24 protein-coding genes are annotated in these 24175 nt (G+C 31.7%); 18 read left to right on the top strand and 6 right to left on the bottom strand.

What is annotated here, in order from left to right; all coding sequences use genetic code 11:
* Window positions 1-18: 18 nt before the first annotated feature.
* From ABHQ57_RS13565 to ABHQ57_RS13535, 7 genes are all read left to right on the top strand, one after another.
* Window positions 19-837 (top strand): DUF4349 domain-containing protein, encoded by an 819-nt coding sequence (locus ABHQ57_RS13565; protein ID WP_167713583.1) that lies wholly within the window; start codon window positions 19-21, stop codon window positions 835-837.
* A 4-nt stretch (window positions 838-841) separates the two neighbouring features.
* Window positions 842-1519 (top strand): metal-dependent hydrolase, encoded by a 678-nt coding sequence (locus ABHQ57_RS13560; protein WP_047789115.1) that lies wholly within the window; start codon window positions 842-844, stop codon window positions 1517-1519.
* A 28-nt stretch (window positions 1520-1547) separates the two neighbouring features.
* On the top strand, window positions 1548-2066 hold the full coding sequence (locus ABHQ57_RS13555) for an SRPBCC family protein (RefSeq protein ID WP_167713584.1): 519 nt from the start codon (window positions 1548-1550) through the stop codon (window positions 2064-2066).
* A gap of 11 nt (window positions 2067-2077) precedes the next feature.
* Entirely contained in the window at window positions 2078-3115 is a 1038-nt protein-coding gene (locus ABHQ57_RS13550) for an o-succinylbenzoate synthase (RefSeq protein WP_167713585.1), read from the top strand.
* A 2-nt stretch (window positions 3116-3117) separates the two neighbouring features.
* The gene (locus ABHQ57_RS13545; RefSeq protein WP_167713586.1) at window positions 3118-4059 is read left to right on the top strand and encodes a CPBP family intramembrane glutamic endopeptidase; all 942 of its coding nucleotides are present in this window, start codon (window positions 3118-3120) and stop codon (window positions 4057-4059) included.
* Window positions 4060-4072: 13 nt separating this feature from the next.
* The gene (locus ABHQ57_RS13540) at window positions 4073-5128 is read left to right on the top strand and encodes an AMP-binding protein (RefSeq protein ID WP_389863975.1); all 1056 of its coding nucleotides are present in this window, start codon (window positions 4073-4075) and stop codon (window positions 5126-5128) included.
* Between the two features lie 99 nt (window positions 5129-5227).
* Window positions 5228-7003, top strand: coding sequence for a VWA domain-containing protein (locus ABHQ57_RS13535; protein ID WP_167713588.1), 1776 nt, complete (start codon window positions 5228-5230; stop codon window positions 7001-7003).
* Window positions 7004-7280: 277 nt separating this feature from the next.
* Here the strand turns inward: ABHQ57_RS13535 and ABHQ57_RS13530 are convergent, their stop codons facing one another.
* The 4 genes from ABHQ57_RS13530 to ABHQ57_RS13515 are packed head-to-tail and all read right to left on the bottom strand — an operon-like array spanning window position 7281 to window position 13248.
* A complete protein-coding gene (locus ABHQ57_RS13530; protein WP_047789109.1) occupies window positions 7281-8003 on the bottom strand; it encodes a YebC/PmpR family DNA-binding transcriptional regulator in 723 nt (240 codons plus the stop codon).
* 57 nt (window positions 8004-8060) lie between these two features.
* Complete coding sequence (locus ABHQ57_RS13525) at window positions 8061-10052, bottom strand: DUF3352 domain-containing protein (protein ID WP_167713589.1); 1992 nt, start codon at window positions 10050-10052, stop codon at window positions 8061-8063.
* 15 nt (window positions 10053-10067) lie between these two features.
* Window positions 10068-11711, bottom strand: coding sequence for an acyl-CoA carboxylase subunit beta (locus tag ABHQ57_RS13520; RefSeq protein WP_047789107.1), 1644 nt, complete (start codon window positions 11709-11711; stop codon window positions 10068-10070).
* A 58-nt stretch (window positions 11712-11769) separates the two neighbouring features.
* Entirely contained in the window at window positions 11770-13248 is a 1479-nt protein-coding gene (locus tag ABHQ57_RS13515; protein ID WP_389863972.1) for a helix-turn-helix domain-containing protein, read from the bottom strand.
* A 155-nt stretch (window positions 13249-13403) separates the two neighbouring features.
* On the opposite strand from ABHQ57_RS13515, the gene aceB reads away from it, so the two are divergent.
* Window positions 13404-14999, top strand: a complete 1596-nt coding sequence (gene aceB, locus ABHQ57_RS13510) for a malate synthase A (RefSeq protein ID WP_167713591.1) — start codon at window positions 13404-13406, stop codon at window positions 14997-14999.
* A 137-nt stretch (window positions 15000-15136) separates the two neighbouring features.
* A complete protein-coding gene (locus ABHQ57_RS13505) occupies window positions 15137-16768 on the top strand; it encodes an isocitrate lyase (protein WP_159614786.1) in 1632 nt (543 codons plus the stop codon).
* Window positions 16769-16960: 192 nt separating this feature from the next.
* On the opposite strand, the gene ABHQ57_RS13500 is transcribed toward ABHQ57_RS13505, so the two are convergent.
* Together ABHQ57_RS13500 and ABHQ57_RS13495 are read right to left on the bottom strand one after the other, a co-directional pair.
* Window positions 16961-17353 (bottom strand): cupin domain-containing protein, encoded by a 393-nt coding sequence (locus tag ABHQ57_RS13500; RefSeq protein ID WP_231128394.1) that lies wholly within the window; start codon window positions 17351-17353, stop codon window positions 16961-16963.
* Window positions 17350-18309, bottom strand: coding sequence for a helix-turn-helix domain-containing GNAT family N-acetyltransferase (locus tag ABHQ57_RS13495; protein WP_167713592.1), 960 nt, complete (start codon window positions 18307-18309; stop codon window positions 17350-17352). Before ABHQ57_RS13495 ends, ABHQ57_RS13500 begins: the two co-directional genes overlap by 4 nt.
* Window positions 18310-18464: 155 nt before the next feature.
* Between ABHQ57_RS13495 and ABHQ57_RS13490 the strand changes: the two genes are divergently transcribed.
* The 9 genes from ABHQ57_RS13490 (at window position 18465) to ABHQ57_RS13450 (ending at window position 24149) form a co-directional block, all read left to right on the top strand.
* Complete coding sequence (locus tag ABHQ57_RS13490; protein ID WP_167713593.1) at window positions 18465-18815, top strand: DoxX family protein; 351 nt, start codon at window positions 18465-18467, stop codon at window positions 18813-18815.
* Window positions 18815-19225: an OsmC family protein gene (locus ABHQ57_RS13485; protein WP_047789102.1), complete on the top strand. Its 411-nt coding sequence runs from the start codon at window positions 18815-18817 to the stop codon at window positions 19223-19225. Before ABHQ57_RS13490 ends, ABHQ57_RS13485 begins: the two co-directional genes overlap by 1 nt.
* The gene (locus ABHQ57_RS13480; protein ID WP_073183765.1) at window positions 19226-19756 is read left to right on the top strand and encodes an NADPH-dependent FMN reductase; all 531 of its coding nucleotides are present in this window, start codon (window positions 19226-19228) and stop codon (window positions 19754-19756) included.
* Window positions 19757-19773: 17 nt separating this feature from the next.
* On the top strand, window positions 19774-20205 hold the full coding sequence (locus tag ABHQ57_RS13475) for a (4Fe-4S)-binding protein (protein ID WP_047789100.1): 432 nt from the start codon (window positions 19774-19776) through the stop codon (window positions 20203-20205).
* On the top strand, window positions 20205-20489 hold the full coding sequence (locus ABHQ57_RS13470) for a GNAT family N-acetyltransferase (RefSeq protein ID WP_317166143.1): 285 nt from the start codon (window positions 20205-20207) through the stop codon (window positions 20487-20489). The genes ABHQ57_RS13475 and ABHQ57_RS13470 overlap by 1 nt, the downstream gene beginning before the upstream one ends.
* A gap of 94 nt (window positions 20490-20583) precedes the next feature.
* A complete protein-coding gene (locus ABHQ57_RS13465; protein ID WP_047789098.1) occupies window positions 20584-20832 on the top strand; it encodes a glutaredoxin domain-containing protein in 249 nt (82 codons plus the stop codon).
* Between the two features lie 49 nt (window positions 20833-20881).
* Window positions 20882-21322, top strand: a complete 441-nt coding sequence (locus tag ABHQ57_RS13460; RefSeq protein WP_082118638.1) for a MarR family winged helix-turn-helix transcriptional regulator — start codon at window positions 20882-20884, stop codon at window positions 21320-21322.
* A 203-nt stretch (window positions 21323-21525) separates the two neighbouring features.
* Entirely contained in the window at window positions 21526-21999 is a 474-nt protein-coding gene (locus ABHQ57_RS13455; protein WP_167713594.1) for a hypothetical protein, read from the top strand.
* A gap of 125 nt (window positions 22000-22124) precedes the next feature.
* Entirely contained in the window at window positions 22125-24149 is a 2025-nt protein-coding gene (locus ABHQ57_RS13450; RefSeq protein ID WP_167713595.1) for an FAD-dependent oxidoreductase, read from the top strand.
* The last annotated feature ends 26 nt before the right edge of the window (window positions 24150-24175 follow it).

The raw sequence follows: 24175 nt of genomic DNA, 5'->3' as shown, positions 1-24175 counted from the left end.
CCAAGAAAATTTAACACTATGAGAACTATTTTAGTTTTTTTCGGAACGTTTCTATTATTTATTAGCTGTAATAGTAAAGGAGCGAATCCAACCTCTTATGGAGAGCTTAAAACTTCAGGAAATTTTGACATTACCAAAGAAATTGTAGAAGCATCAGAAGTTGCATCAGAGAATAAAGAAGTAACAATTGAAAGAAAACTTATTAAAACAGGAGATATTTCTTTTGAAACAGATAATTTATTAGAAACAAGAAATTATATAGAGCAAGCAGTAAAAAAATATAACGGATACATTTCTGCTGATAACGAGTACAAATCTTCTCAAAATATTACTTCAAATTTAACGGTTCGAATTCCTTCAGAAAGTTTTGATACTTTTTTAAATGAGATTTCATCAAAAGTAGCAAGGTTTGATAATAAGAATATCTCTGTTAACGATGTAACAGAGCAATTTTTGGATGTACAAGCACGTTTGAAGGTAAAAAAAGAATTAGAACAACGATATAGCGAAATACTAAAAAAGGCTAGTTCAGTAAAAGAAATTTTAGAAGTTGAGCGAGAATTAACAAATGTAAGGTCTGAAATAGAATCGATGGAAGGACGTTTGAAATACTTACAAAATCAAGTGTCTTTCTCAACCCTAACAATTCGATTTTATAAAGAAGAAGTAAGTAAAGCTTATTCAAAAACTTTTGGAAGACGTATAGCAGATGCTTTTGCCAACGGAATAGACAATATAAAATGGTTTTTTATCGGTTTGGTAAACATTTGGCCATTTATACTTTTAATAGTTTTATTAATAATACTCATAAAGAAACGAATTAAACGAAAAGAATAAATACATGAAAATTACTTTTTACGGTCACGCATGTTTTGGTATTGAAATTAACGGAACACATGTGTTAGTTGACCCTTTTATAACAGGAAACCCTCTAGCATCAAATATAGATGTAGATAAAGTAAAAGCAGATTATATTTTACTTACACATGCGCATCAAGATCATGTATTAGATGTAGAACGCATAGCAGAAAGAACAGGAGCTACAATAATTTCTAATTACGAAATAGTAATGTATTATGAAACGAAAAAACTCAAAGGACATCCAGTAAATCATGGAGGTACATATAAAAATGATGTGTTTTCTGCAAAGTATGTAAATGCTATTCACACTTCTTCATTTGCAGATGGAAGTTATGGAGGGCAACCAGGAGGGTTTGTAGTAACAGCAGGAGAAAAATCCTTGTATATTTCTGGTGATACAGCAGTAACTATGGATATGAAGCTAATACCGATGTCAACAAACTTAACAGCTTCAATATTTCCGATTGGTGATAATTTTACCATGGGAGTTGACGATGCTATCATAGCCAGCGACTTAGTAATTTGTGATAAAGTAATAGGGTGTCATTTCAACACCTTTCCTCCTATAAAAATAGATATAGAAGAAGCTAAAGAAAAGTTTTCACAAGCAAAAAAAGAATTAGTGATTTTAGAAATTGGACAAACAATAACTATTTAGGTAGCCTTTTTGGAGAGGTATTATATATATGAAAATAATCAAAATAATTTTAGGAGTAATAACAGTCTTAATTCTAGCATTTTTCTTAACAGGATTAGTAGTACAAGAAGTTGTTTATACCAATAAAATAACAATTAACAAGCCAGTAAATGAAGTTTTTTCGGATTTTCAGGATGAAGAATTGATGAAAAAATGGATGCCAGAGGTGAAATCAATTGAAACTCTAGAAGAACAACCTAATAAAACAGGTAGTAAATATAAAGTGGTTGTTGAAAATCAAGGTAAATTGGTAACTATGACAGAAGAAGTATTAGCGTATAAAGAAAATGAAAAACTTACTCTTCACTTTGATGCAGAAAATATGCTAAAAACAGATGATTATACATTTATTTCAGAAGGAAACTCAACTAAGATATTACAAACTACTACCTGTATTAGTGAATCGTATATAATGAGTTGTTTATTCCCGTACTTTAAAGGAACTCTTAAAAAAATGAGTCAACAATATTTAGAGAACTTTAAAAAAGCATCTGAAGCTCATAATTAAAACACTTACAATTGATAAAAGCTACCTACCATAAATACTTACTGAATTTTAAACAAGCAAGTGGTACTTCTCGTGGAATTTTAAGAACTAAAGAAACTTGGTTTATAATTTTAGAAAAAGAAGGAAAGAAAGGTTTTGGAGAATGCGGTTTGTTCAGAGGTTTAAGTGCTGATGATAAACCTAATTATGAAGAGAAATTACAGTGGGTGTGTAACAATATTAATTCTGGCTTAGAGAAATTATTATTTGAACTCATAGAGTTCCCATCGATACAGTTTGGATTAGAACAAGCATTTTTATCCTTAGAAAGCAAAACACCGTTTGAATTATTTCCTTCTGACTTTACTAAAGGACAACAACAAATTTCTATAAACGGATTAATTTGGATGGGAGATAAAGCCTTTATGCAGCAACAAATAAAAGATAAGTTGCAACAAGGTTTTACTACCATAAAAATGAAAATAGGAGCGATTGATTTCGATACAGAGATAGCTTTGTTACAATCAATACGAAAAGAATTTTCAGCCAAGGAAATTGAACTTCGTGTAGATGCCAATGGAGCATTTTTGCCACAAAATGCCTTAGAAAAGTTACAAAGACTATCTGAATTAGAACTACATTCTATAGAGCAACCAATAAAACAAGGACAATGGCAAGAAATGGCAAGTTTATGTGAAAAAACACCATTAGCAATTGCGTTAGATGAAGAATTGATAGGCCTGTTTTCTTTAGAAGAGAAAGAAAAATGTATAGCTACAATTCAACCTCAATACATTATTTTAAAACCTAGTTTGGTAGGAGGGTTTAAAGGAAGTAACGAATGGATTCAAATAGCATCCAACCATAATGTGGGTAATTGGATAACGAGTGCTTTGGAAAGCAATATAGGATTAAATGCAATAGCACAATGGACACATACGTTAAATAATCCGTTACCACAAGGTTTAGGAACAGGTAGTTTGTTTACCAACAATTTTGAAAGTCCGTTGGAAGTTTCAAATGGAAGTTTAGGGTATAATACGAACAAAAAATGGTACTTTAATATATAACAATGAATTTTATACAACAAGCATATAAAGGAGACAACCATTGGTACTTATACTTATTAGTTATTTTTATAGTTTTATTTGGGTGGCAGTTTATAGGTGTAATTCCTTTAGCTGTAACTGCAATTTTACATTCTGAAAGTACAAGTGAGTTTTTAAGAGCAGCAGATGATAGCTTTATGAGCTTAGGAATAAATAAAAACTTGTTTTTATTTATGATGGTGGTGATGTTTGCTTTTGGATTAGTTTCATTGTTTTTAGGAATAAAATATATTCATAAAAGAGCTATAAAAACAGTTATAACAAGCAGAAATAAAATAGATTGGAATCGCTTTTGGTTTGGTTTCTTTGTATGGGGAATACTATCTGTACTAGTAGTATCTTCTGACATTCTTTTAGCTCCTGAAAATTATACATGGAATTTTAAACCTCTGCCTTTTTTTACTTTAATGATAGTATCGTTTTTGTTTTTACCCATTCAAACGAGTTTTGAAGAATTACTTTTTAGAGGGTATTTTATGCAAGGACTTGGTACTTGGTTTAAAAACAGATGGGTTCCATTAATAGTAACTTCGGTAGCTTTTGGTTTACTCCACGGAGCAAACCCAGAAGTAGAGAAGCTAGGGTATATTTCAATGGTTTTTTATATAGGAACAGGTTTCTTTTTCGGAATAACTACACTAATGGATGAAGGAACAGAATTAGCATTAGGTTTGCATGCTATTAATAATATTGTAGCTGCATTCTTGGTAACTACAGATTGGACCGTTTTTCAAACGGATGCTTTATTTGTAGATACTTCAGATCCTTCGGTAGGAATAGAAATGTTTTTACCAGTATTTGTTTTATATCCTTTAATGTTGCTACTGTTTTCAAAAAAATATGGCTGGAAAAATTGGAAAGAAAAACTATTTGGTAACATAGAGAAGCCGGTAATAACAAAATAGTACTCCAAATAAAGTGGACAATCTAAACTTTCATAATAGTTTTCAGTTAAATGGAAAGTCTTTTTCTAATGAAGATGAATTATTGACTTTTTCGAAGACTATAAACGATTCCGTATATCAATTTTTATCAGATTGGTTTAATGCAGAAGATTTTGTAGTAGTACAAACATCAGGTTCTACGGGAAAACCCAAACCAATTCGATTGAAAAAGGAGTTTATAATAAACTCAGCAAAAGCCACTGGAGCTTTTTTCGGGTTAAAAGAAAATACTACAGCTTTATTGTGCTTATCAACCGATTATATTGCTGGGAAAATGATGTTAGTTCGTGCATTAACCTTAGGGTGGAATATGGATATGGTTGCTCCAACATCTAAAGTAGAAATTGTAAAAGAGTATGATTTTTCTGCAATGGTGCCTTTACAATTACGAAGCTCTTTAGGAGATATAGATAAAATAAAGAAGCTTATTGTAGGAGGAGGTGTTGTAGCAAATGATTTAATTGAAGCTATTCAAAATAAATCAACTGAAATTTATGCCACTTACGGAATGACAGAAACAATTACACATATTGCTGTTAAAAAGTTAAACAATATCATTTCTAACGATAGTGAGAAATCTCACTATAAGGCACTTCCTAAAGTACAACTCTCTCAAGATAATCGAAATTGCTTAGTGATTGATGCGCCAAAAGTAGCTGAAGAGAAAATTATAACAAACGATGTAATTCGTTTGATTTCTGATACCGAATTTGAATGGTTGGGGCGTTATGACAACGTGATTAACTCTGGAGGAGTAAAGCTACATCCAGAGAAAATAGAAGAAAAACTCTCTAAAATTATTTCAAATCGCTTTTTTGCTACAGGTATCAACGATAAAAAACTAGGAGAGAAGCTAGTTTTGATAGTTGAAGGAGAGAAAAATGACGTCATTTCGAATAAAGTGAGAAATCTACTTGGGCTTACTAAGTATGAAATCCCGAAAGCAATTTATTTTGTAGAAAAATTTGTTGAGACAGAAACAAAAAAAATTCAACGAAAAAAAACACTCGCTAAAATTTTACCTCACTAAAAGGTATCGTTCACTTTTCTAATAAACTTGTTTACTCATTTAAGGTTTTATAAAAATATAGTGTTAGCTAGTTTTATGTAAACTTTAAAACGAAAAACTATGTTTAAAAAACTATTTTATGCAATGATATTGTTGAGTTCAATAGCACTTGCAGCACAACAAAGAACAATAACAGGTGTAGTTTCAGATGAATCAGGTCCGTTACCAGGAGTTACTATTGTGGTAAAAGGAACTACTATTGGAACTGAAACTGATTTTGATGGTAAATACTCTATTTCAGCTACACAAGGAGATGTTTTAGTGTTTTCTTTTGTAGGAATGAAAACAGAGATGAAAACAGTAGGAAAAAGTCCGGTAATAAATGTTGTAATGAAGGGAGACAATGTATTAGATGAAGTTGTAGTGACAAGTTATGGTACTTTAAAAGGTAAAAAGGCTTTTTCTACTGGAGCTATTAGCATTAGAGGACATAATCAAATTGAAAATAGAGATTCTTATGCAGGAAGAAGTGAAAATATTTTCAAAAGTCCTATAAATTCTCCCTTGACTACATTTTCTATTGATGTTGATAAAGCTTCTTACAGTAATATAAGAAGAATGATTAATAGCGGTCAAAAAATACCAAAGGATGCAGTTAAGATCGAAGAAATGATTAATTACTTTGATTATAACTATCCGCAACCTAAAGGAAAACATCCTTTTTCAATCACTACAGAAATTGTTACGACTCCATGGAATAAAGATACTCAGCTGGTAAGAATTGGATTAAAAGGAAAAGAGTATAAACAAGAAAATTTACCAGCATCAAACTTAACTTTTTTGATAGATGTTTCAGGCTCTATGTCAGATCATAATAAATTACCTTTATTAAAATCTGCTTTTAAATTATTGGTAAATCAGTTAAGAGAAAAAGATAAAGTAGCAATTGTTGTATATGCAGGAGCAGCAGGGGTAGTTTTAAAACCTACATCAGGAAATGAAAAAGAAACAATATTAGAGGCTTTGAATCAATTAGAAGCAGGAGGCTCAACGGCAGGAGGAGAAGGAATTGAGTTAGCTTACAAACTAGCAAAGGAAAATTATATAAAAGATGGAAATAACCGAGTTATTTTAGCTACAGACGGTGATTTTAATGTAGGAGCTTCAACCAATGCTGAAATGGAAGAGTTAATAGAAGAAAAAAGAAAATCAGGAGTATTTCTATCAGTGTTAGGTTTTGGTTACGGAAACTACCAAGATGATAAATTAGAAATTTTAGCAGATAAGGGAAATGGAAATCATGCGTATATCGACACGATGCAAGAAGCGCAAAAGGTATTTGGTAAAGAATTTGGGGGTACTTTATATACCATTGCAAAGGATGTGAAAATTCAGGTAGAATTTAATCCAGAAAAAGTGCAAGCGTATCGTTTAATAGGATATGAAAATAGATTGTTGAATGATGAAGATTTTGTAGATGATACAAAAGATGCTGGTGAGTTAGGTAGTGGTCATACAGTAACAGCATTGTATGAAGTAATTCCTGTAGGAGTAAAAAGTAAATTTTTGAAGAAACTACCCAAATTGAAGTATACTCAAAATAAACAATTAGATAGTTTTAATAATGAATTATTAACGGTGAAGTTTAGGTATAAATTACCAAAAGGGACTAAAAGTATAGAGTTGGTAAAAACGGTTAAAAATGAAGTATTGGCACCAACGAATGATATGAAATTTATTTCAGCAGTAGCTTTATTTGGAATGCAATTAAGTAAATCAAAATTTAAAAATAAGACAAAAATTGAAGATGTACTTAGTTTGACAGAGGGAGAAATAGGAGAGGATAAAGATGGTTACAAAGCAGAGTTCGTTAGATTAGTAAAAACGTATAATTAAGAATAAAAAAACAGGGTTAAATGCCCTGTTTTTTCTAAAAAATCTTTAGCGTCAAAAGCTTTTTTATAATCAGCTAAACTCATTCCGAATCGTTAAGCATTGTAGTTCTCTTCTTTATCTATTTTATAAAGTTTGCTTTTTCTACTTATTTTTATTGGCTCACTCTTTTTGTTTCGTAGAAAATAGTAATAGTGAAAAGTTTGGTTGAGATAAATATATAAAAAAATCCAACGATTTTTATCGTTGGATTTATATGTTTTGAATAAGAAGATGTTTGTTATTCTTCCATAGAATGGTAGACATTATTTACGTCATCATCTTCTTCCAGCCTTTCTAAAAGTTTGTTTACCTCTTCTTTTTGTTCTTCTGAAATCGCAGTAGTGGTTGTTGGAATGCGTTCAAATTCAGAAGAAAGAATTTCAATATTATTTTCTTCTAAATATTTTTGAATAGCGCCAAATTGTTCAAAAGGAGCATAAAGCATTACCGAACTATCTTCTTCGTCGGCAAAAACTTCTTCCACTTCAAAGTCAATCATTTCCATTTCAAACTCTTCTAAATCCATTCCTAAGGAATCTTCTTTTACTTTAAAGTTAACAACGTGGTCAAACATAAAAGCAACAGAACCAGAGGTTCCTAAGTTTCCATTACATTTGTTAAAAGCAGCACGTACATTAGCCACTGTACGGTTATTATTATCAGTAGCAGTTTCTACCAAAACAGCAATACCGTGAGGAGCATATCCTTCAAATAATACTTCTTTATAGTTTTCAGTACTTTTATCAGATGCTTTTTTAATAGCGCGCTCAACATTATCTTTAGGCATGTTGGCAGCCTTTGCATTTTGAATTACAACACGTAAACGAGAGTTGGTTTCGGGGTTTGGACCACCTTCTTTAACTGCCATAACGATATCTTTACCAATACGAGTAAAGGTTTTAGCCATAGCTGACCAACGTTTCATCTTTCTTGCTTTCCTAAATTCGAATGCTCTTCCCATGTGTATTCTGTTTTAATTTTGCTTGGCAAATGTAACTAATGCTATAAAATATTGCAATTAAAAATGTTTTTTGAAAATTACATCACCTGTTTGTTTATCATAAGCTTTCCAAGTTCCACTTTTCTTATCATTTTTATAATGCCCTTTAACTTTTACGTTTCCGTTTTCATAATAGGACTTATAAGAACCATCTTTTAAGCCATCTTCTAAATCAACTTCAAATTTTAGTTTTCCGTTTTTATAAAACTCTTTGTATGATTTAGCGCTTAGGTCAGAAGGATGTATTGGCGGAAGCTTAAAAAATGTTGTGGAATTTTGAGTACTTGTAGAATCTTTGTGGGGAGCTAACTCTAATAGTAGTTTCTCTTTTAATTCTTTATCTTTTTTAGTGTTTATATCAATGTTTTTAGGATCTTCAAAAACAAGAGAAATATTACTTTCAAATAAGTCATCAGAAGCAATTAGCTGCATTCCAATTTGTGAAAAGCAAGTAATATAAGGTTTGTTTTTTTGAAGTTTACGTCGAGTTTTGTTATCAACTAAACTTAAAAGATCTTTGTAGGAATTTGGAGTGTTTACATAAGCAAAGACACTAGATTTTTTCTCAAAATGATAATTAAAATCATCGAATTTTTCAGAGTTTTCTAGGGTGTATCCTATTAAGTGGTTGTTAATAATTTCTTTGATAGTATTTGGACTAGTACTAAAAACTACAAAATCATCAATAATGGTAAAGTAAGGTTTCTCCATTTTAGAAAACATGTTTCCTGCTAACATTTTAAAGAATCCTTTTAAATCGAAAAAGTTAATAGGATAACCTCTGTAATCGATTTGCTTGTATTTCAAAGGGGTGTTTTCTTTAATTTTTGAAAGGACAAGCTGAAGATTTTCTTTAGCGTCATCAATATCGTCAGCTTTAATAATAGCAGCGATATCTTTTTTGTTTTTTGAAAGCTCAGTGTTAAAATGAATTAAAGCTATTTCACTACCAATCCAACTATAAATGTTTTCAGAAACATTAATGTCTAACTTATCTTCAATCATCGCAAGTTGATCAGAATACACCTTAAAATCAGCAGGATTTTCTTGTTGGAGTTTCTCTAGATTACTATTGAATGTTTTAAAGTTATCAAAAGCAAAACTAAGGTATAAAGAGGTGTTCTTTGGAGCTACTTTAGCAACGCTACGCTTACCAGCCCCAGACTTTTGTAATACCTTTAAATAAGTTTGTGAATTAGTGTCAACGTTTGTGTAACCAGTAGCTTGAACGATAACTCCTTCCACAATGGATATGTCTAAACCAGAGTAGAAGAAAGCTTCTTTATTTAAAAAATCTAAATTGCTAGAACTGGTAAAACAATTTAAATAATCTTTTAGATATTTATGTTGTAAATAGATATTAAAAAATCCATCAGTATCTGTTTTCTTTTTTATTTCTATAAAATTTATATCTCGTCCAATAACAGGATTCAAGTATTGGTCAATTGATTGTTCAACCAAAAGGTGAGTATAAGAAGCTATAACTTGGTTTTTAATAAAAGAAAGGTGTAAAGTTTCTCTAGTCTTCTTATTATACAGTTCTATAATTTCGTGTTCTTTGTATACTCGTTTCGTTACCTTATAGTCTTCTCCAGCCAAATTACTTATAGCTCTTTTTAGAAAAATAAGTTTAGAGAATTTTTGTAAGTCCGCAACGTATAATAACCCATATTTTCTAGGACTAAATACATGTACTGAAATAACCAGATTACGTTCCCCAATAAAGTCAAAAATTTCCTTTTTTGCTTTAAAAGTTTCATCTAAACTATGGAGGCCTTCAGATAGTCTATTGATTTGTTGATTCTTTTGAAGATGCGTCCAAATTTCACTTGAGCTTATTTCATCCCAAGTGTCAATAGGTCTTTCAGTATCAACTATGAAAACAGCATCATCAGGAACTAGGTAAATAGACTTGATATTATCATTTTCAGATAAGGTGAAAATATACACTTGATAGATTACAAAGCCTATAACAAGGGCAATAATGCCCCAAAACACTTTCCTCTTCATGCTGTTTTCTGTGTTTTAAACTTGTAAAACTCCTAAATTAAAAGGCTTTTCAATAGGAGCGTGGTCAGCAGCTTCTATTCCCATAGAAATCCATGTTCTGGTGTCTAGAGGATTAATTACAGCATCGGTCCAAATTCTTGCAGCAGCATAGTAAGGAGATATTTGATTATCGTATCTCGATTTAATTTTATCAAATAATTCAGCTTCTTTTTCAGGAGTAATTTCTTCTCCTTTTTTCTTTAAAGCAGCTGTTTCAATTTGTAGTAATACTTTGGCAGCAGAGGCTCCACTCATCACAGCTAGTTCAGCACTTGGCCATGCAAAAATAAGACGAGGGTCATAGGCTTTACCACACATAGCGTAATTTCCTGCACCGTAAGAGTTACCAATAACTACCGTAAATTTAGGAACTACAGAGTTACTAACAGCGTTCACCATTTTGGCTCCGTCTTTGATAATTCCGCTATGTTCAGATTTACTTCCTACCATAAACCCAGTAACATCTTGTAAGAAAACTAACGGGATTTTCTTCTGGTTACAGTTGGCAATAAATCGAGTAGCTTTATCAGCTGAATCGTTATAAATTACCCCACCAAATTGCATTTCGCTAGGTTTGGTTTTTGCTCCTTTTGATTTTACAATTTTACGTTGGTTAGCAACGATACCTACTGCCCATCCATCAATACGAGCATATCCAGTAATAATGGTTTGACCATAGCCTGCCTTGTATTCTTCAAATTCAGAATTATCAACCAAACGCTTGATGATTTCCATCATGTCGTATTGCTCATTACGAGCTTTTGGTAAAATTCCGAAAATATCATCTTCATTTTCTTTTGGAGGAAAAGCTTCTTTACGATTAAATCCAGCTTTGTCATAATCTCCAATTTTATCCATTAAGTTTTTAATGGTATCTAAAGCATCTTTATCATCTTTTGCTTTATAATCGGTAACCCCAGATACTTCACAATGTGTAGTTGCTCCACCTAATGTTTCATTATCAATAGTTTCACCAATAGCGGCCTTAACTAAATAACTACCTGCTAAGAAAATACTTCCTGTTTTGTCTACAATAAGTGCTTCATCACTCATAATAGGTAAGTAAGCACCACCAGCAACACAACTTCCCATAACGGCAGCAATTTGGGTAATTCCCATGCTACTCATTACCGCATTGTTTCTAAAAATTCTTCCGAAATGTTCTTTATCAGGAAAAATTTCATCCTGCATTGGTAAATAAACCCCAGCAGAATCTACCAAATAAATAATAGGTAGTTTATTTTCAATTGCTATTTCTTGAGCTCTTAAATTTTTCTTTCCTGTAATAGGGAACCAAGCACCCGCTTTTACGGTAGCATCGTTAGCAACAACAATACATTGCTTACCGCTAACATATCCCATTTTTACAACCACGCCGCCTGAAGGACATCCACCATGTTCTTGATACATGTCTTCACCTGCAAAAGCAGCAATTTCGATAGACTTAGACTTATCGTCTAATAAATAATCAATACGTTCACGAGCTGTTAATTTTCCTTTCTCATGATGTTTGTCAATACGTTTTTGTCCACCGCCTAATTTAACTTTGGTTAAGCGTCTACGTAAATCTGATACTAAAAGTTTATTGTGGTCTTCGTTTTTGTTGAAGTTAAGATCCATGGTAAGTTATTTGTTTGCGTGTGCTAAAATAAGAAAAACAACGTACAAAACAAGGTGTTTAGGTGTACGATTGAATGATGTTTTCAACAGTATTTTCTATTTCTTTATTTCTAGATTGTTTTATTAAAATATAAGGTTCTGCCACCCGTTCATTACAGTTTTGTACTGCGCATGTTTCGCAAGTAACACCTACTGTTTTTTTAGTGAAAGTATCTTCATTAAAAAAATGAATTTTTCTTTTTAAGTGTGGAGAAAGCAACATACCTATGCTAACACTACGATTAATTTTTTCTTTAAAAGGATCGGCAGTAGCTGCAGAAAGAACTAAATACTCCTTTTGAGAATTTTCGTACGACGAAATTTGAATTCCGTAAGCAGATTTTTTTTCTTCTGAAATTTCTAAATCCTGAATTGTTTTAATGGCAATCCATCTTCTGCAATAATGTTCATTGTTACGATTGGCGTGAGGAGACTGTTGTTGTGTAATATGTAGTTCTTTAGAAAGTCTATGTGCCAGAGAACCTTCTTTATGAGTAAAACGTAAAAAGAATAGGTTTTTAATATTAAAGTGTCTTGGTAAAATGTTCGTTAAACGTTGATAAAACGTTTCGTCTGAACAATTATAACTTCTAATAATTTTGTGCAATTGTATAGGTTGCCAAGTTTTTAAAGAAAAAAGTTGTGTTAGTTTTTGAATTAAATCATCTTTCGGAATAATTAAAGCACCTGCAAAGTAAGAAGCTACAAAATTATTTAATACTTCATCAAAACTGTCAAATTTAATCCATGGAAATGTATATAACCTGTTTTCAATTTGTAAATAATTATAAGCTATTTCTTTAGCAAAAATGAATGTTCTCTGTGCTTCGTTTATATCGTTATATATAAGAAGTGTTTTGTTTTTTGGAATATAGATGTTTCTTAATTCAGATAATTTTTGATGTTTAGATAGTTCTTCGCTATCAATCGTATAACCGTATTCTTCAATTAAAATTTCTTCTAAGTCTTTTGAAGAAATAGGTTTGTTTGGATTGATTTGATAAGCCTTAATAAAATCTGTAACCTTTGTTTCAATATCCTCAAAATAGTTGTTGTGTGCTTCTTGGTACGAACGTAATGCAGCAAGAAAAAAGCTTTCTCTTGTTAAATTGTAGTTTTGAGAAATCTTAATAATGGTACTTATAAAAGCATTAACCTTTGCAGGAGCATTGGCAATGATGTCAATTAGATTATTTTCTTTAATACCAAATAGGTCAAGAGGAATCTCTTTTAAAATTTTCGATTGTAAAATTTCACCAATAGGGGCTAGGTTTTTATCTAATTTTAGAGATACCAAATGATCATAAGGTACTTCTAGCTTCTCAGAAAGAATAACAATTTTATCAGTTTTTGGATACTTTTTTCCTTTCTCAATTTCGTTTAAATACGATTTTGATAATCCTGTTAGTTTAGCTAATCCAAAGATTGATAGGTTTTTATCTGTACGTATTTGTTTCAGTTTTAACCCAAAAACTAATCTGATATATTCTTCTTCCAATGTGTTTTATTAAAATATTCGTAATTCAAAGGTATAAAAATTAGCGAATTAATAAAAATTTGTAACTTACATGTTTTTAGCGAACGTTCGCTTTTTTGTTTAAGTTCTTTTTTTTAATATTGAACTGTCAATCAATAAGTAAAAAATAAATAGATATGAATCAAGATGTTTTAGCAAAAGAAATTCAATGTGTAGGTTTTGATCAAACCGAGTATAAAAGTGTTTTGACCAATGAAGCCAAAGCATTTTTAATTCAACTTCAAGAAAAATTTAATCCTCAAAGACTTCAATTATTAGCTGAAAGAGAAATCGAACAAGCTTATTTTGATGCAGGAAACTATCCTTCTTTTCCTTTGGAAACGAAAGAGATAAGAGAGAGCGATTGGGTATGTGCTCCGTTACCTGAAGATTTGTTAGATAGGAGAGTAGAAATTACAGGGCCAGTAGAGCGTAAAATGATTATCAATGCATTAAATTCTGGAGCAAAAACGTTTATGGCAGATTTTGAAGATAGTAATTCACCTACAATTCAAAATATTTTAGATGGTCAGGTAAACTTACGAGATGCAGTAAATAAAACAATTTCATTTTACAACGCTGCAAAAGATAAAAGCTATGAGTTGAAAGACAAAGTAGCTACCTTGTTAGTAAGACCAAGAGGATTGCATTTAAATGAAAAACATTTGTTGATTGATGGTGTAGAAATGTCGGGTTCTTTGGTTGATTTTGGATTGTACTTTTTCCATAATATCAAAACCTTACGAGAGCAAGGAAGTGCAACCTATTTTTATTTACCTAAACTAGAACACTACAAAGAAGCACGTTGGTGGAATGATGTTTTTGTATTTGCACAAGAGTATATGGAGGTACCACAAAAAACCATTAAAGCAACAGTATTAATAGAAACAATTACGGCAAGTTTTCAGTTGGATGAAATTATTTATGAGTTAAAAGATCATATGGCTGGCTTAAATTGTGGTCGTTGGGATTATATCTTTTCATACATTAAAAAGTTCAGAAATCATTCTGGTTTTATTGTGCCAAACCGTTCACAAGTAACCATGAGTAGCCCATTTATGAAGGCGTATTCGTTACGAGTTATTCAGTCGTGTCACAAACGAGGTGTACATGCTATGGGAGGGATGGCTGCACAAATTCCAGTAAAGAATAACGAAGCGTTAAATAAAGAAGCTTTTGCAAAGGTTAAGAAAGATAAGGAGCAAGAAGTTAGGAATGGTCATGACGGAACTTGGGTGGCGCATCCTGGTTTAGTAGCAATTGCAATGGACGTTTTTAATACAACAATGCCCAATGCGAATCAGATAGATAAAAAGCTAGAAGATCTAACAATTACAGAAAAAGATTTAGTAGAATTACCAGAAGGTACTATTACTGAGCAAGGAATACGAGAAAATATCAATGTTGGTATTTTGTATGTAGAGTCGTGGTTAATGGGACAAGGAGCAGCTGCCTTGTATAATTTAATGGAAGATGCAGCAACTGCTGAAATATCTCGAACACAAGTATGGCAATGGTTACATAAAAACGTAATGCTTGAAGATGGTAGAACGTTTACAGAAGGAATGTATGAGCAATTTAAAAAAGAAGAATTAAAAAAAATAAAAAGTTATGTAGGTGAAGACAGATACAATAACGGAAAGTTTGAGTTAGCTATTCAATTATTTGACGAGTTGATTTTAAACAAAGAATTTGTAGAGTTCTTAACCTTACCAGCATATAAATATTTATAGAGAAAAGCAATTTAAATTAAAGACTAAACTTGAAATATTTAAATCTCGATTATCGAGAAAAAAGCCCCCAAAAATGCGGCAACATTTAAGAGGGCAAGCTATCAATAAAAATTAATAACCTTATCAATTACAAAATTATGAAAAATTTAGCACACGCTAATTATAGTTCTGCTTTACAAACAGTAAAAGAATTAAAGAAAAAGTTTGGATCAACTTGGAATTCAGTTTCTCCAGAGAATGCTGCTAGAATGGTAGCACAAAACCGTTTTAAAACAGGTTTAGATATCGCTAGATACACCGCTGCAATTATGAGAGAAGATATGGCGGCTTACGATGCAGATTCATCTAATTATACACAGTCATTGGGGTGCTGGCACGGATTCGTAGCACAACAAAAAATGATTGCAGTAAAAAAACATCACAAAACAACGAGTAAACGATATTTATATCTTTCAGGATGGATGGTAGCTGCATTGCGCTCAGAATTTGGTCCATTACCAGATCAATCGATGCATGAAAAAACAGCAGTTCCTGCGTTAATTGAGGAGATTTATGATTTTCTACGTCAAGCAGATGCTATTGAATTAAACGATTTATTTAGAAGATTAGAAAACGGAGAAGATGTACAGAGTGAAATTGATAATTTTGAAACACATATAGTTCCAATTATTGCTGATATTGATGCTGGTTTTGGAAATGAAGAAGCTACGTATTTGTTAGCTAAAAAAATGATTCAAGCTGGTGCTTGTGCTATTCAGATAGAAAATCAAGTTTCAGATGCTAAACAATGTGGACATCAAGACGGAAAAGTAACTGTACCACACGAAGACTTTATAGCAAAATTAAATGCAATTCGATATGCCTTTTTAGAGTTAGGCGTAGAAGATGGAGTTATTGTAGCAAGAACCGATTCGGAAGGAGCAGGATTAACTCAAAAATTACCCGTAAGTCAAGAGCCAGGAGATTTAGCTTCTCAATATTTAGCATTTGTAGAAGCTGAAGAAATTACAATTGATGAAGCAAAAGAAGATGATGTATTACTAAAACGTGATGGAAAGCTAGTGCGTCCTGTACGTTTGGCTAATGGTTTGTATAAGTTTAGAGAAGGAACGAATATTGATAGGGTAGTGCTAGATTGTATTACAAGCTTACAAAACGGAGCCGATTTGTTATGGATTGAAACGCCTACACCACACGTTGGTCAAATAGCCAATATGGTAAATAGAGTGAGAGCAGTAATACCAAATGCGAAATTGGTATACAACAATTCGCCATCGTTCAATTGGACGTTAAACTTCCGTAATCAAGTGTATGATGAAATGGTTGCAGAAGGAGAAAACATGACAGGGTACGACAGAAATAATTTAATGAATGCGGCTTATGATGGTACAGAATTGTGTCATAGAGCGGATGAGAAAATCCGTACTTTTCAAATAGATGGGGCAAGAGAAGCAGGTATTTTCCATCATTTAATCACCTTACCAACATACCATACAACAGCGCTACATATGAATGATTTAACAGAAGGTTATTTCGGAGAAGATGGAATGTTAGCGTATGTAAGAGGAGTGCAACGACAAGAAATTAGAAAAGGAGTTTCTTGTGTAAAGCATCAACGAATGGCTGGTTCTGATTTAGGAGACGACCATAAAACATTTTTTGCTGGAGATAAAGCGTTAAAAGCTAGTGGAGAAAAGAATACATCTAATCAATTTGAAGTAGGGGCAAAAGATAAAGGGATAGAAGAAGAAAGTGCAGTAGCAGTATAAAAAATCTTAGTTGTTTGTAAACTTCCTGTTATGTTTGGTTTGTTTCAATTGTTTGTTTGCATAGCAGGAATTTTACTTACTAATTTGATAGTATGAGTTTATAATTAGCAGTTGTAAATTTTATTTTGATGTAGTTAGCTCTCTTTTTAAAAGAGAGCTTTTTACTTTAATGAAAAAGCCTTTATAAGGGCTTTAATATTTTTGATTATCAATAGATTTAGTGATAGGAGTTATTACATCACCAGTGTGTTTGGTAGATTTTGTTTCGATAAGCATAATTAAACAATCTTCCGAAGAACTAACTCTGTGATTGATACCTTTAGGAACTACGTATAGATCTCCTGTTTTCATCGTAAAACTAGGTTGATTTTCTATTTCCATTAAAAGATTTCCATCGATAACATAAAAAAGCTCATCTTCATTTTCGTGATTATGCCATGGAATATCTTCCCCTTTAATTTTGGCGAGCTTAACATATTCGTTGTTAACTTCAGAAATTATTTTAGGAGAAAAGTAATTTTTCAATTTTTCAGCTTCTTGTAAGATGTTAATTGTTTGAGTAGTATCCATATCGTAAGTTATCAAGACTTTGTTTTTAATTCCATTTTAATATTACAACGTTCGTATGGACAGTCTTTTTCCACAGGAATTTCTAAAAAGCCAAATTTTCTATAAATATAAATAGCGTTTTCAAGTTTCGTGTTTGAGTATAAAACCAATTCATCAAACTGTTTGTCTTTTGCAAAATTAATACAATGTTGCATGAGTTGTTGTCCTATTTTGTAACCCCTGTGTTTTGGTGAAACAGCCATTTTTGTTAATTCATAAATATTAGGTTCACTCATAGGCATTAAAGCAACAGTACCTACAACTTCATTATTTAATTTAGCAAAGAAAATATGTCCTCCTTTGTCAATAATATATTTGTGAGGATTGCTTAAAACTTCCTCATCATAAGGTTCTACGTAGAAAAATGTTTGTAACCATTCAATATTCAGGTTATAAAAAGATGAGCTGTATTCTTCCTTAAACGTGGTAATTGCTATAGTATTTTGTGTTGTATTCATTTTTATGTGTTCTATAATAGCTTTGCTGAAAGACTTTTCATTAAACTTAGCCTCTAATTCATTTATAAGTTCAGTTAGTGATTCAGACTTTATATTAGTGTACTCTTTAATAGTGTGTTCAATGCTGTTCCATATAGGAGTTACATTTTCTATGAGTTGCTTTCCTTTGTTAGAAACAAAAACAACTTTTTTTCGCTTATCCAATTTGTCTTCTTTAAGGGAGATAAGTCCTTTTTTATGAAGCTTATTAATAGCTTGAGTAGTAGCAGGCTGCGATGTTTTTAAACTGTTGGTAATCTCAGTATTAGTAACACCATCTTTGTTTTTTATAATTTTAAAAGTAGGAAATAGGTAAGGGTCAAAATCAATATTAAACTCATCGTACACCAATTGTGTTTCACGCATCATGTATTCGCTAGTTCTTTTTAATCTAGAACCTAATCCAATTTCTCCTAATCCTTTTAGAGCATCCATAATAAAAATATAAGCACTTATATAAATGCAAATATATGTTTTTTTTTATTTGAAATCCTTGTGTGTTAATATTAATAAGTGTCTGGGTAATATTTACCACGGAAAATAATTAAATATTTTTATATATTTGTAAATGAATTTTAACAACAAACAAAATGAAAAGAGATAAAATTATTTTTTATGTAGCTACAGGGTTATTAACATTATTAATGTTTTTTTCAGCAGGAATGTATTTTTTTAATCATGAAGAAGTGGCAAAAATGTTTACTGCCTTTGGGTATCCAACATATATTATTTATCCGTATGCAGTGGCTAAGCTATTAGGTTTAGTAGCGTTATGGTTTTTTAGAGGAAAGTTTTTAAATGAATGGGCGTATGCAGGTTTTTTCTTTGCATTTATTCTAGCTTTTTTTGCTCATTTTATGATTGGTGATGGAGAACAAACAGGAGCTGTAATAGCAATCGTACTATTAATAGTTTCGTATATTTATAGTAAAAAAATATAATGAGCAACAATCCAACAGCAACAGTTACTTTAACTGACCGAAATTACTTAGCAGAAGCAAAAATGAGAAATCATTTTGCTGTTATTGATGAGCCTTTAGACAAAGGAGGAGACGATAATGGACCAACTCCAGTAGAATATTTACTAACTGCAATTGGTGGATGTGTGTCTATTACTTTGAGAATGTATGCAGAGAGGAAAGGATGGGACTTAGGAAAAGTTACAGTAAATGTTAGCCAAAAAGAACAATTAACTCCAGAAGGAATTAAAAAATCATTAGTAGAAGAAATTTCATTCGAAAAAGAAGTTACAGAAGAGCAGCATACTAAACTATTAGAAATAGCAGGTAAATGCCCAGTAGCTAAAATGGTGAAAGGTGAAACAGAAATTGAGTCAAAAATAACAACATAGATGAAAAAAATAATCGCTTTCGCAGGTAGTAACAGCAAAAAATCAATAAACAAACAATTAGTAACATATGCTTCTAGCTTATTAGGTGGAATTGAAGTTTCAGTATTAGATTTAAACGATTATCCATTACCTATTTATGGAATTGATAAAGAAATAGAAGAAGGTGTACCAGAAAATGCCGCAATATTTCTAGAAAAAATTAAAGAAGCAGATGGAATAGCTGTATCGTTAGCAGAACATAATGGTAATTTTACGGTAGCTTTTAAGAATATTATAGACTGGATGTCGCGTATAGAACAAAAAATATGGCATAATAAACCAATGCTATTATTATCAACTTCTCCTGGAGGTAGAGGAGGGGCGTCGTCAATGGCAATAGCTAAAAATGGATTTCCTCATATGGGAGCAAATGTTATAGCAGATTTTTCTTTACCGAAATTTTATGATAACTTTAATGACGGAAGGATTGTAAATGAGGAGTTTAATGAAGAAATAAAAGAAGCAGTTACAACTTTCCAAAAAGCAGTATAAACATAAAATTTTAAGTTATGTCAGAAGCAAAGGAAATTGTAAAGAACTATAGTAATAATGATATTACTGTAGTTTGGAGGCCAAACAAATGTATCCATTCAAAAAAATGTTGGAAAGGCTTGATACAGGTTTTTAATCCACAAAATAGACCTTGGATTAAGATGGATGGAGCTACTACAGAAAGAATTAAAAAGCAAGTAGAGGAATGCCCATCAGGAGCTTTATCATACATTTCAAAAAGAGAAGGGAGTCAAGCAGCAGCTCATACAGAAACTAAGGTAGAAGCATTAGAAGATGGTCCTTTATTAATTTACGGAACTCTGCATGTAACTAATCCGGACGGTACAACAGAAAAGAAAAATAAAACAACTGCTTTTTGCAGGTGTGGGGCTTCTCATAACAAACCATATTGTGATGGTACACATGTAAAAGTTGAGTTTAAAGGATAATGATGAAAGTACAGCAAGAAGACAATGATAAAAAAGGAGAGTTCTATATTGAAGTTGAAGGGAATAGAGCTGCTTTAATGACGTATACTTGGGCAGGTAAGGATAAATTAATTATAGATCATACTGAAGTTGGTGATGATTTAAGAGGAAAAGGAGCAGGATATAAGTTAGTAGCAGCCTCAGTAGAGTTTGCTAGAAGTAAAAATATCAAAATACTTCCATTATGCCCATTTGCTAAATCAGTTTTTGATAAAAAGCCTGAATACTCAGACGTTTTAGCTTAAATAAAATTCCTTTTCAATATTTGTAAAGAATTTATATTCCTTGGTATATAAATGTGTGTTTTGTATTTTTGTACTCAAAATAAGGAGGTTAAAAATGAAGATAGTTTTATATGGTAGAAAAGGACATGCACATACAGTTGCATATAAAAACTTTTTAAAATCTGCAGAAGTACCATTTGAATATAAAGATGTTTCTGTTGATGATGAAGCAAAAGAACACACGAAAGAATTATATGAAGGTCAAGTTAAATATCCAACGCTATTTGTTGATGATGAAGTGTATCTAACACCATCATCAGATACTTTCAACAAATTAATGCAAGACTTAAAGTTAAAAGGATAATCTTATTTTAATAAAAAAGGCTAATAGCTAACAGCTAATTACCAAAGCAATGGGAGATATTTCAAAAGATATTAATTCAAAGTTTCCAAATAATAAAATTAAAGCGTTTATAAATATTAAATACACTGCCAATTGGATAAACAGTCAAGAAAATGAGTTTTTTAAGCAGTACAGTATTTCATCTCAACAATTTAATATTCTTCGTATTTTAAGAGGAGCAAAAGAAGCGATAAAAGTTCAAACAATAAAAGATAGAATGATTGAACGAGCTCCAAATGCTACGAGATTAATGGATAAATTATACGAGAAGAATTTAATAGATCGTGAAAGATGTAAGCATGATAGAAGAGTAGTTTATATAAGTATTACGCAACAAGGAAAAAAGTTATTAAAAGCAATAGATGATAAGTTACATTTAGATTTTATTGAAAATTTAACGGAAGAAGAAGCTACACAACTTAGTGGTTTACTAGATAAAATTAGACAATAGATTTTGTGTTTATAGTTAATAAAAGGGAAATATAGATTAAAAATTACGCCTTTTAAGAAATAGAAATTACATGAGTGTATAAAAAGTTATTATCCTTTTAAAAATAAGAGGATTATCTTGTATTATAAGTAGTCTTTTACCTAGGTATTCCTAAATAATGCTTAGATATATTTGAGTTGATTAATTAACCCAAACTCAATTTTATGAAGACTTTAAAAACCCTAATGTTTGTAAGTATCTTTTTTATGGTATTTACATCATGTCAAAATGAAGAAACTGTATTATTAGACGAAACTCAAACAGAAACTTTATATACTAAAGCTGCAAAATCAGCAGAAGACTTAAAGCTAGATTATCATGAAGATTACGGAGTAGTTAGAGCAGATGAATACCCAATGAACCCAAATGGGCTAGAAAAACCTACTTTAGATTTATTTTTAGAAAGAGGAAACCTTAAAAAAGAAGATTTAAAAAGTTACCGTATCGTAAAAGATGAATTTTCAGGTGTTGGTTTGGCAGAGCACAGAATGAAAGATGGTAATGTAATACAAGTACCTCATGAGTATCAAAGACAACCAATTTACAGGTTTGAAGCCGAATTAAATGATGGAACCAAAGTTAGGATTATTATAATCATTATATGTTCAAATGGTTTAATCATAATATTTTGGTGGTAAAAATACCTAAAAGTATAAAAAGACCCTATACAATGTATAGGGTCTTTTTATATAAAAAAAATATAATAAAAAATATGTATCTTGCAATTTGTTATGCATGCATAATATTTTATAAAAATTCAACAATGAAATACAAACATATTTTTGAGCCGTTAGATTTAGGTTTCACTACTTTAAAAAATCGAGTGTTAATGGGATCTATGCATACTGGTTTAGAAGAAGAAAAAAATGGAATTAAACGCATTGCTTCTTACTATGCAGAGCGTGCACGTGGTGGGGTAGGTTTGATTGTTACAGGAGGAATTGCACCGAATATTCAAGGATGGACAGCACCTTTTTCTGCCCGTATGAGTACAAAAAAGCATGCCCGTGAACACAAAGTAATTACAGAAGCAGTTCATAAAGAGGGCGGTAAAATATGTATGCAAATTTTACACTCAGGACGTTATGGATACCACCCATTTAATGTGGCACCTTCAAAAATTAAATCACCAATAACGCCTTTCAAACCATTTGCATTAAAGCAATCGGGAATACGAAGAACAGTAAAAGACTTTGTAAACTGTGCTAAATTATCACAAGAAGCAGGATATGATGGTGTAGAAATCATGGGGTCTGAAGGATATTTAATTAATCAGTTTATAGTAACGAGAACTAATAAAAGAACCGACGATTATGGAGGTAAGTATGAAAATAGAATTCGTTTAGCAGTAGAATTGGTTCGTAAAATTAGAGAAGCTGTTGGAGAGAACTTTATCATTATCTATCGTTTATCGATGCTAGATTTGGTAGAACAAGGAAGTTCTTGGGAAGAAGTAGTACAGTTAGGAAAAGAAATAGAAAAAGCTGGGGCTACTATTATCAATACAGGTATTGGATGGCATGAAGCACGAATTCCTACTATTGCAACCTCAGTACCTAGAGCTGCGTTTACTTGGGTAACCAAAAAAATGAAAGAAGAACTATCTATTCCATTAGTTACTTCTAACCGAATAAATATGCCAGATACTGCTGAAAAAGTTTTGGCAGAAGGACATGCAGATATGATTTCAATGGCACGCCCATTTTTAGCAGATCCAGAATGGGTAAACAAAGCTAAAGAAGAAAGAATAGATGAAATAAATACTTGTATAGCTTGTAATCAAGCTTGTTTAGACCATGCATTTCAAAAGAAAGTAGCAAGTTGCTTGGTAAACCCAAGAGCATGTCACGAAACAGAACTTAACTATAATCTAACTTCAAAAAAGAAAAAAATAGCAATTGTAGGAGCAGGACCAGCTGGTTTAGCAGCTTCAACAGTAGCAGCTCAAAGAGGGCACGATGTAACCTTATTTGATGCCGATAAAGAAACAGGAGGTCAGTTTAATATAGCAAAACAAATTCCAGGAAAAGAAGAGTTTTATGAAACCATTCGTTATTTTAATAAGCAATTAGAATTGCATAAGGTAAATGTAAAGTTAAACACAAGGGTTACTGCTGAAGATTTATACAATGGTAATTTTGATGAGGTTGTTTTAGCAACTGGAATTACACCGAGAACCCCAAGAATAGAAGGGGTTGATCATGAAAAAGTATTGAGTTATATTGATGTTGTGAAATTAAAGAAACCTGTAGGTAAATGTGTTGCGGTTATTGGAGCGGGAGGAATTGGTTTTGACGTTTCAGAATATTTAGCTCATGAAGGAGAGAGTACTTCTCAAAATATAGATGCTTGGTTAAAGGAATGGGGTATTGATAAAACATTAAAATCACGTGCAGGAATAGAAGGTGTTACTCCTGAAGTTCATCCTTCACCAAGAGAAATATATATGTTTAAACGTAGTTCAGGAAAGTTTGGAGGAAATTTAGGAAAAACTACAGGATGGATTCATCGTTCAGTATTAAAAAGAAAAAAAGTACAATTTATAAATGAAGTACAGTATACAAAAATAGATGATGAAGGTTTACACTATGTTCAAAATGAAGAACAAAAAGTATTACCAGTTGATAATGTAATTATTTGTGCAGGTCAAGTTCCATTTAAAGAATTGTTAGAGCCATTAGAAGCCAAAGGAATGAAAGTACATGTAATTGGAGGAGCTGATGTTGCGGCAGAATTAGATGCAAAGAGAGCCATAAACCAAGGAAGTAGGTTAGCTGCTGAACTATAGTATGTATATAAATTTAAAATCACTAA

The sequence above is a fragment of the Tenacibaculum sp. ZH5_bin.1 genome, from assembly GCF_042865525.1.
GTDB classification, from domain to species: domain Bacteria; phylum Bacteroidota; class Bacteroidia; order Flavobacteriales; family Flavobacteriaceae; genus Polaribacter; species Polaribacter mesophilus.
This window is presented reverse-complemented; position numbering and strand designations above follow the sequence as displayed.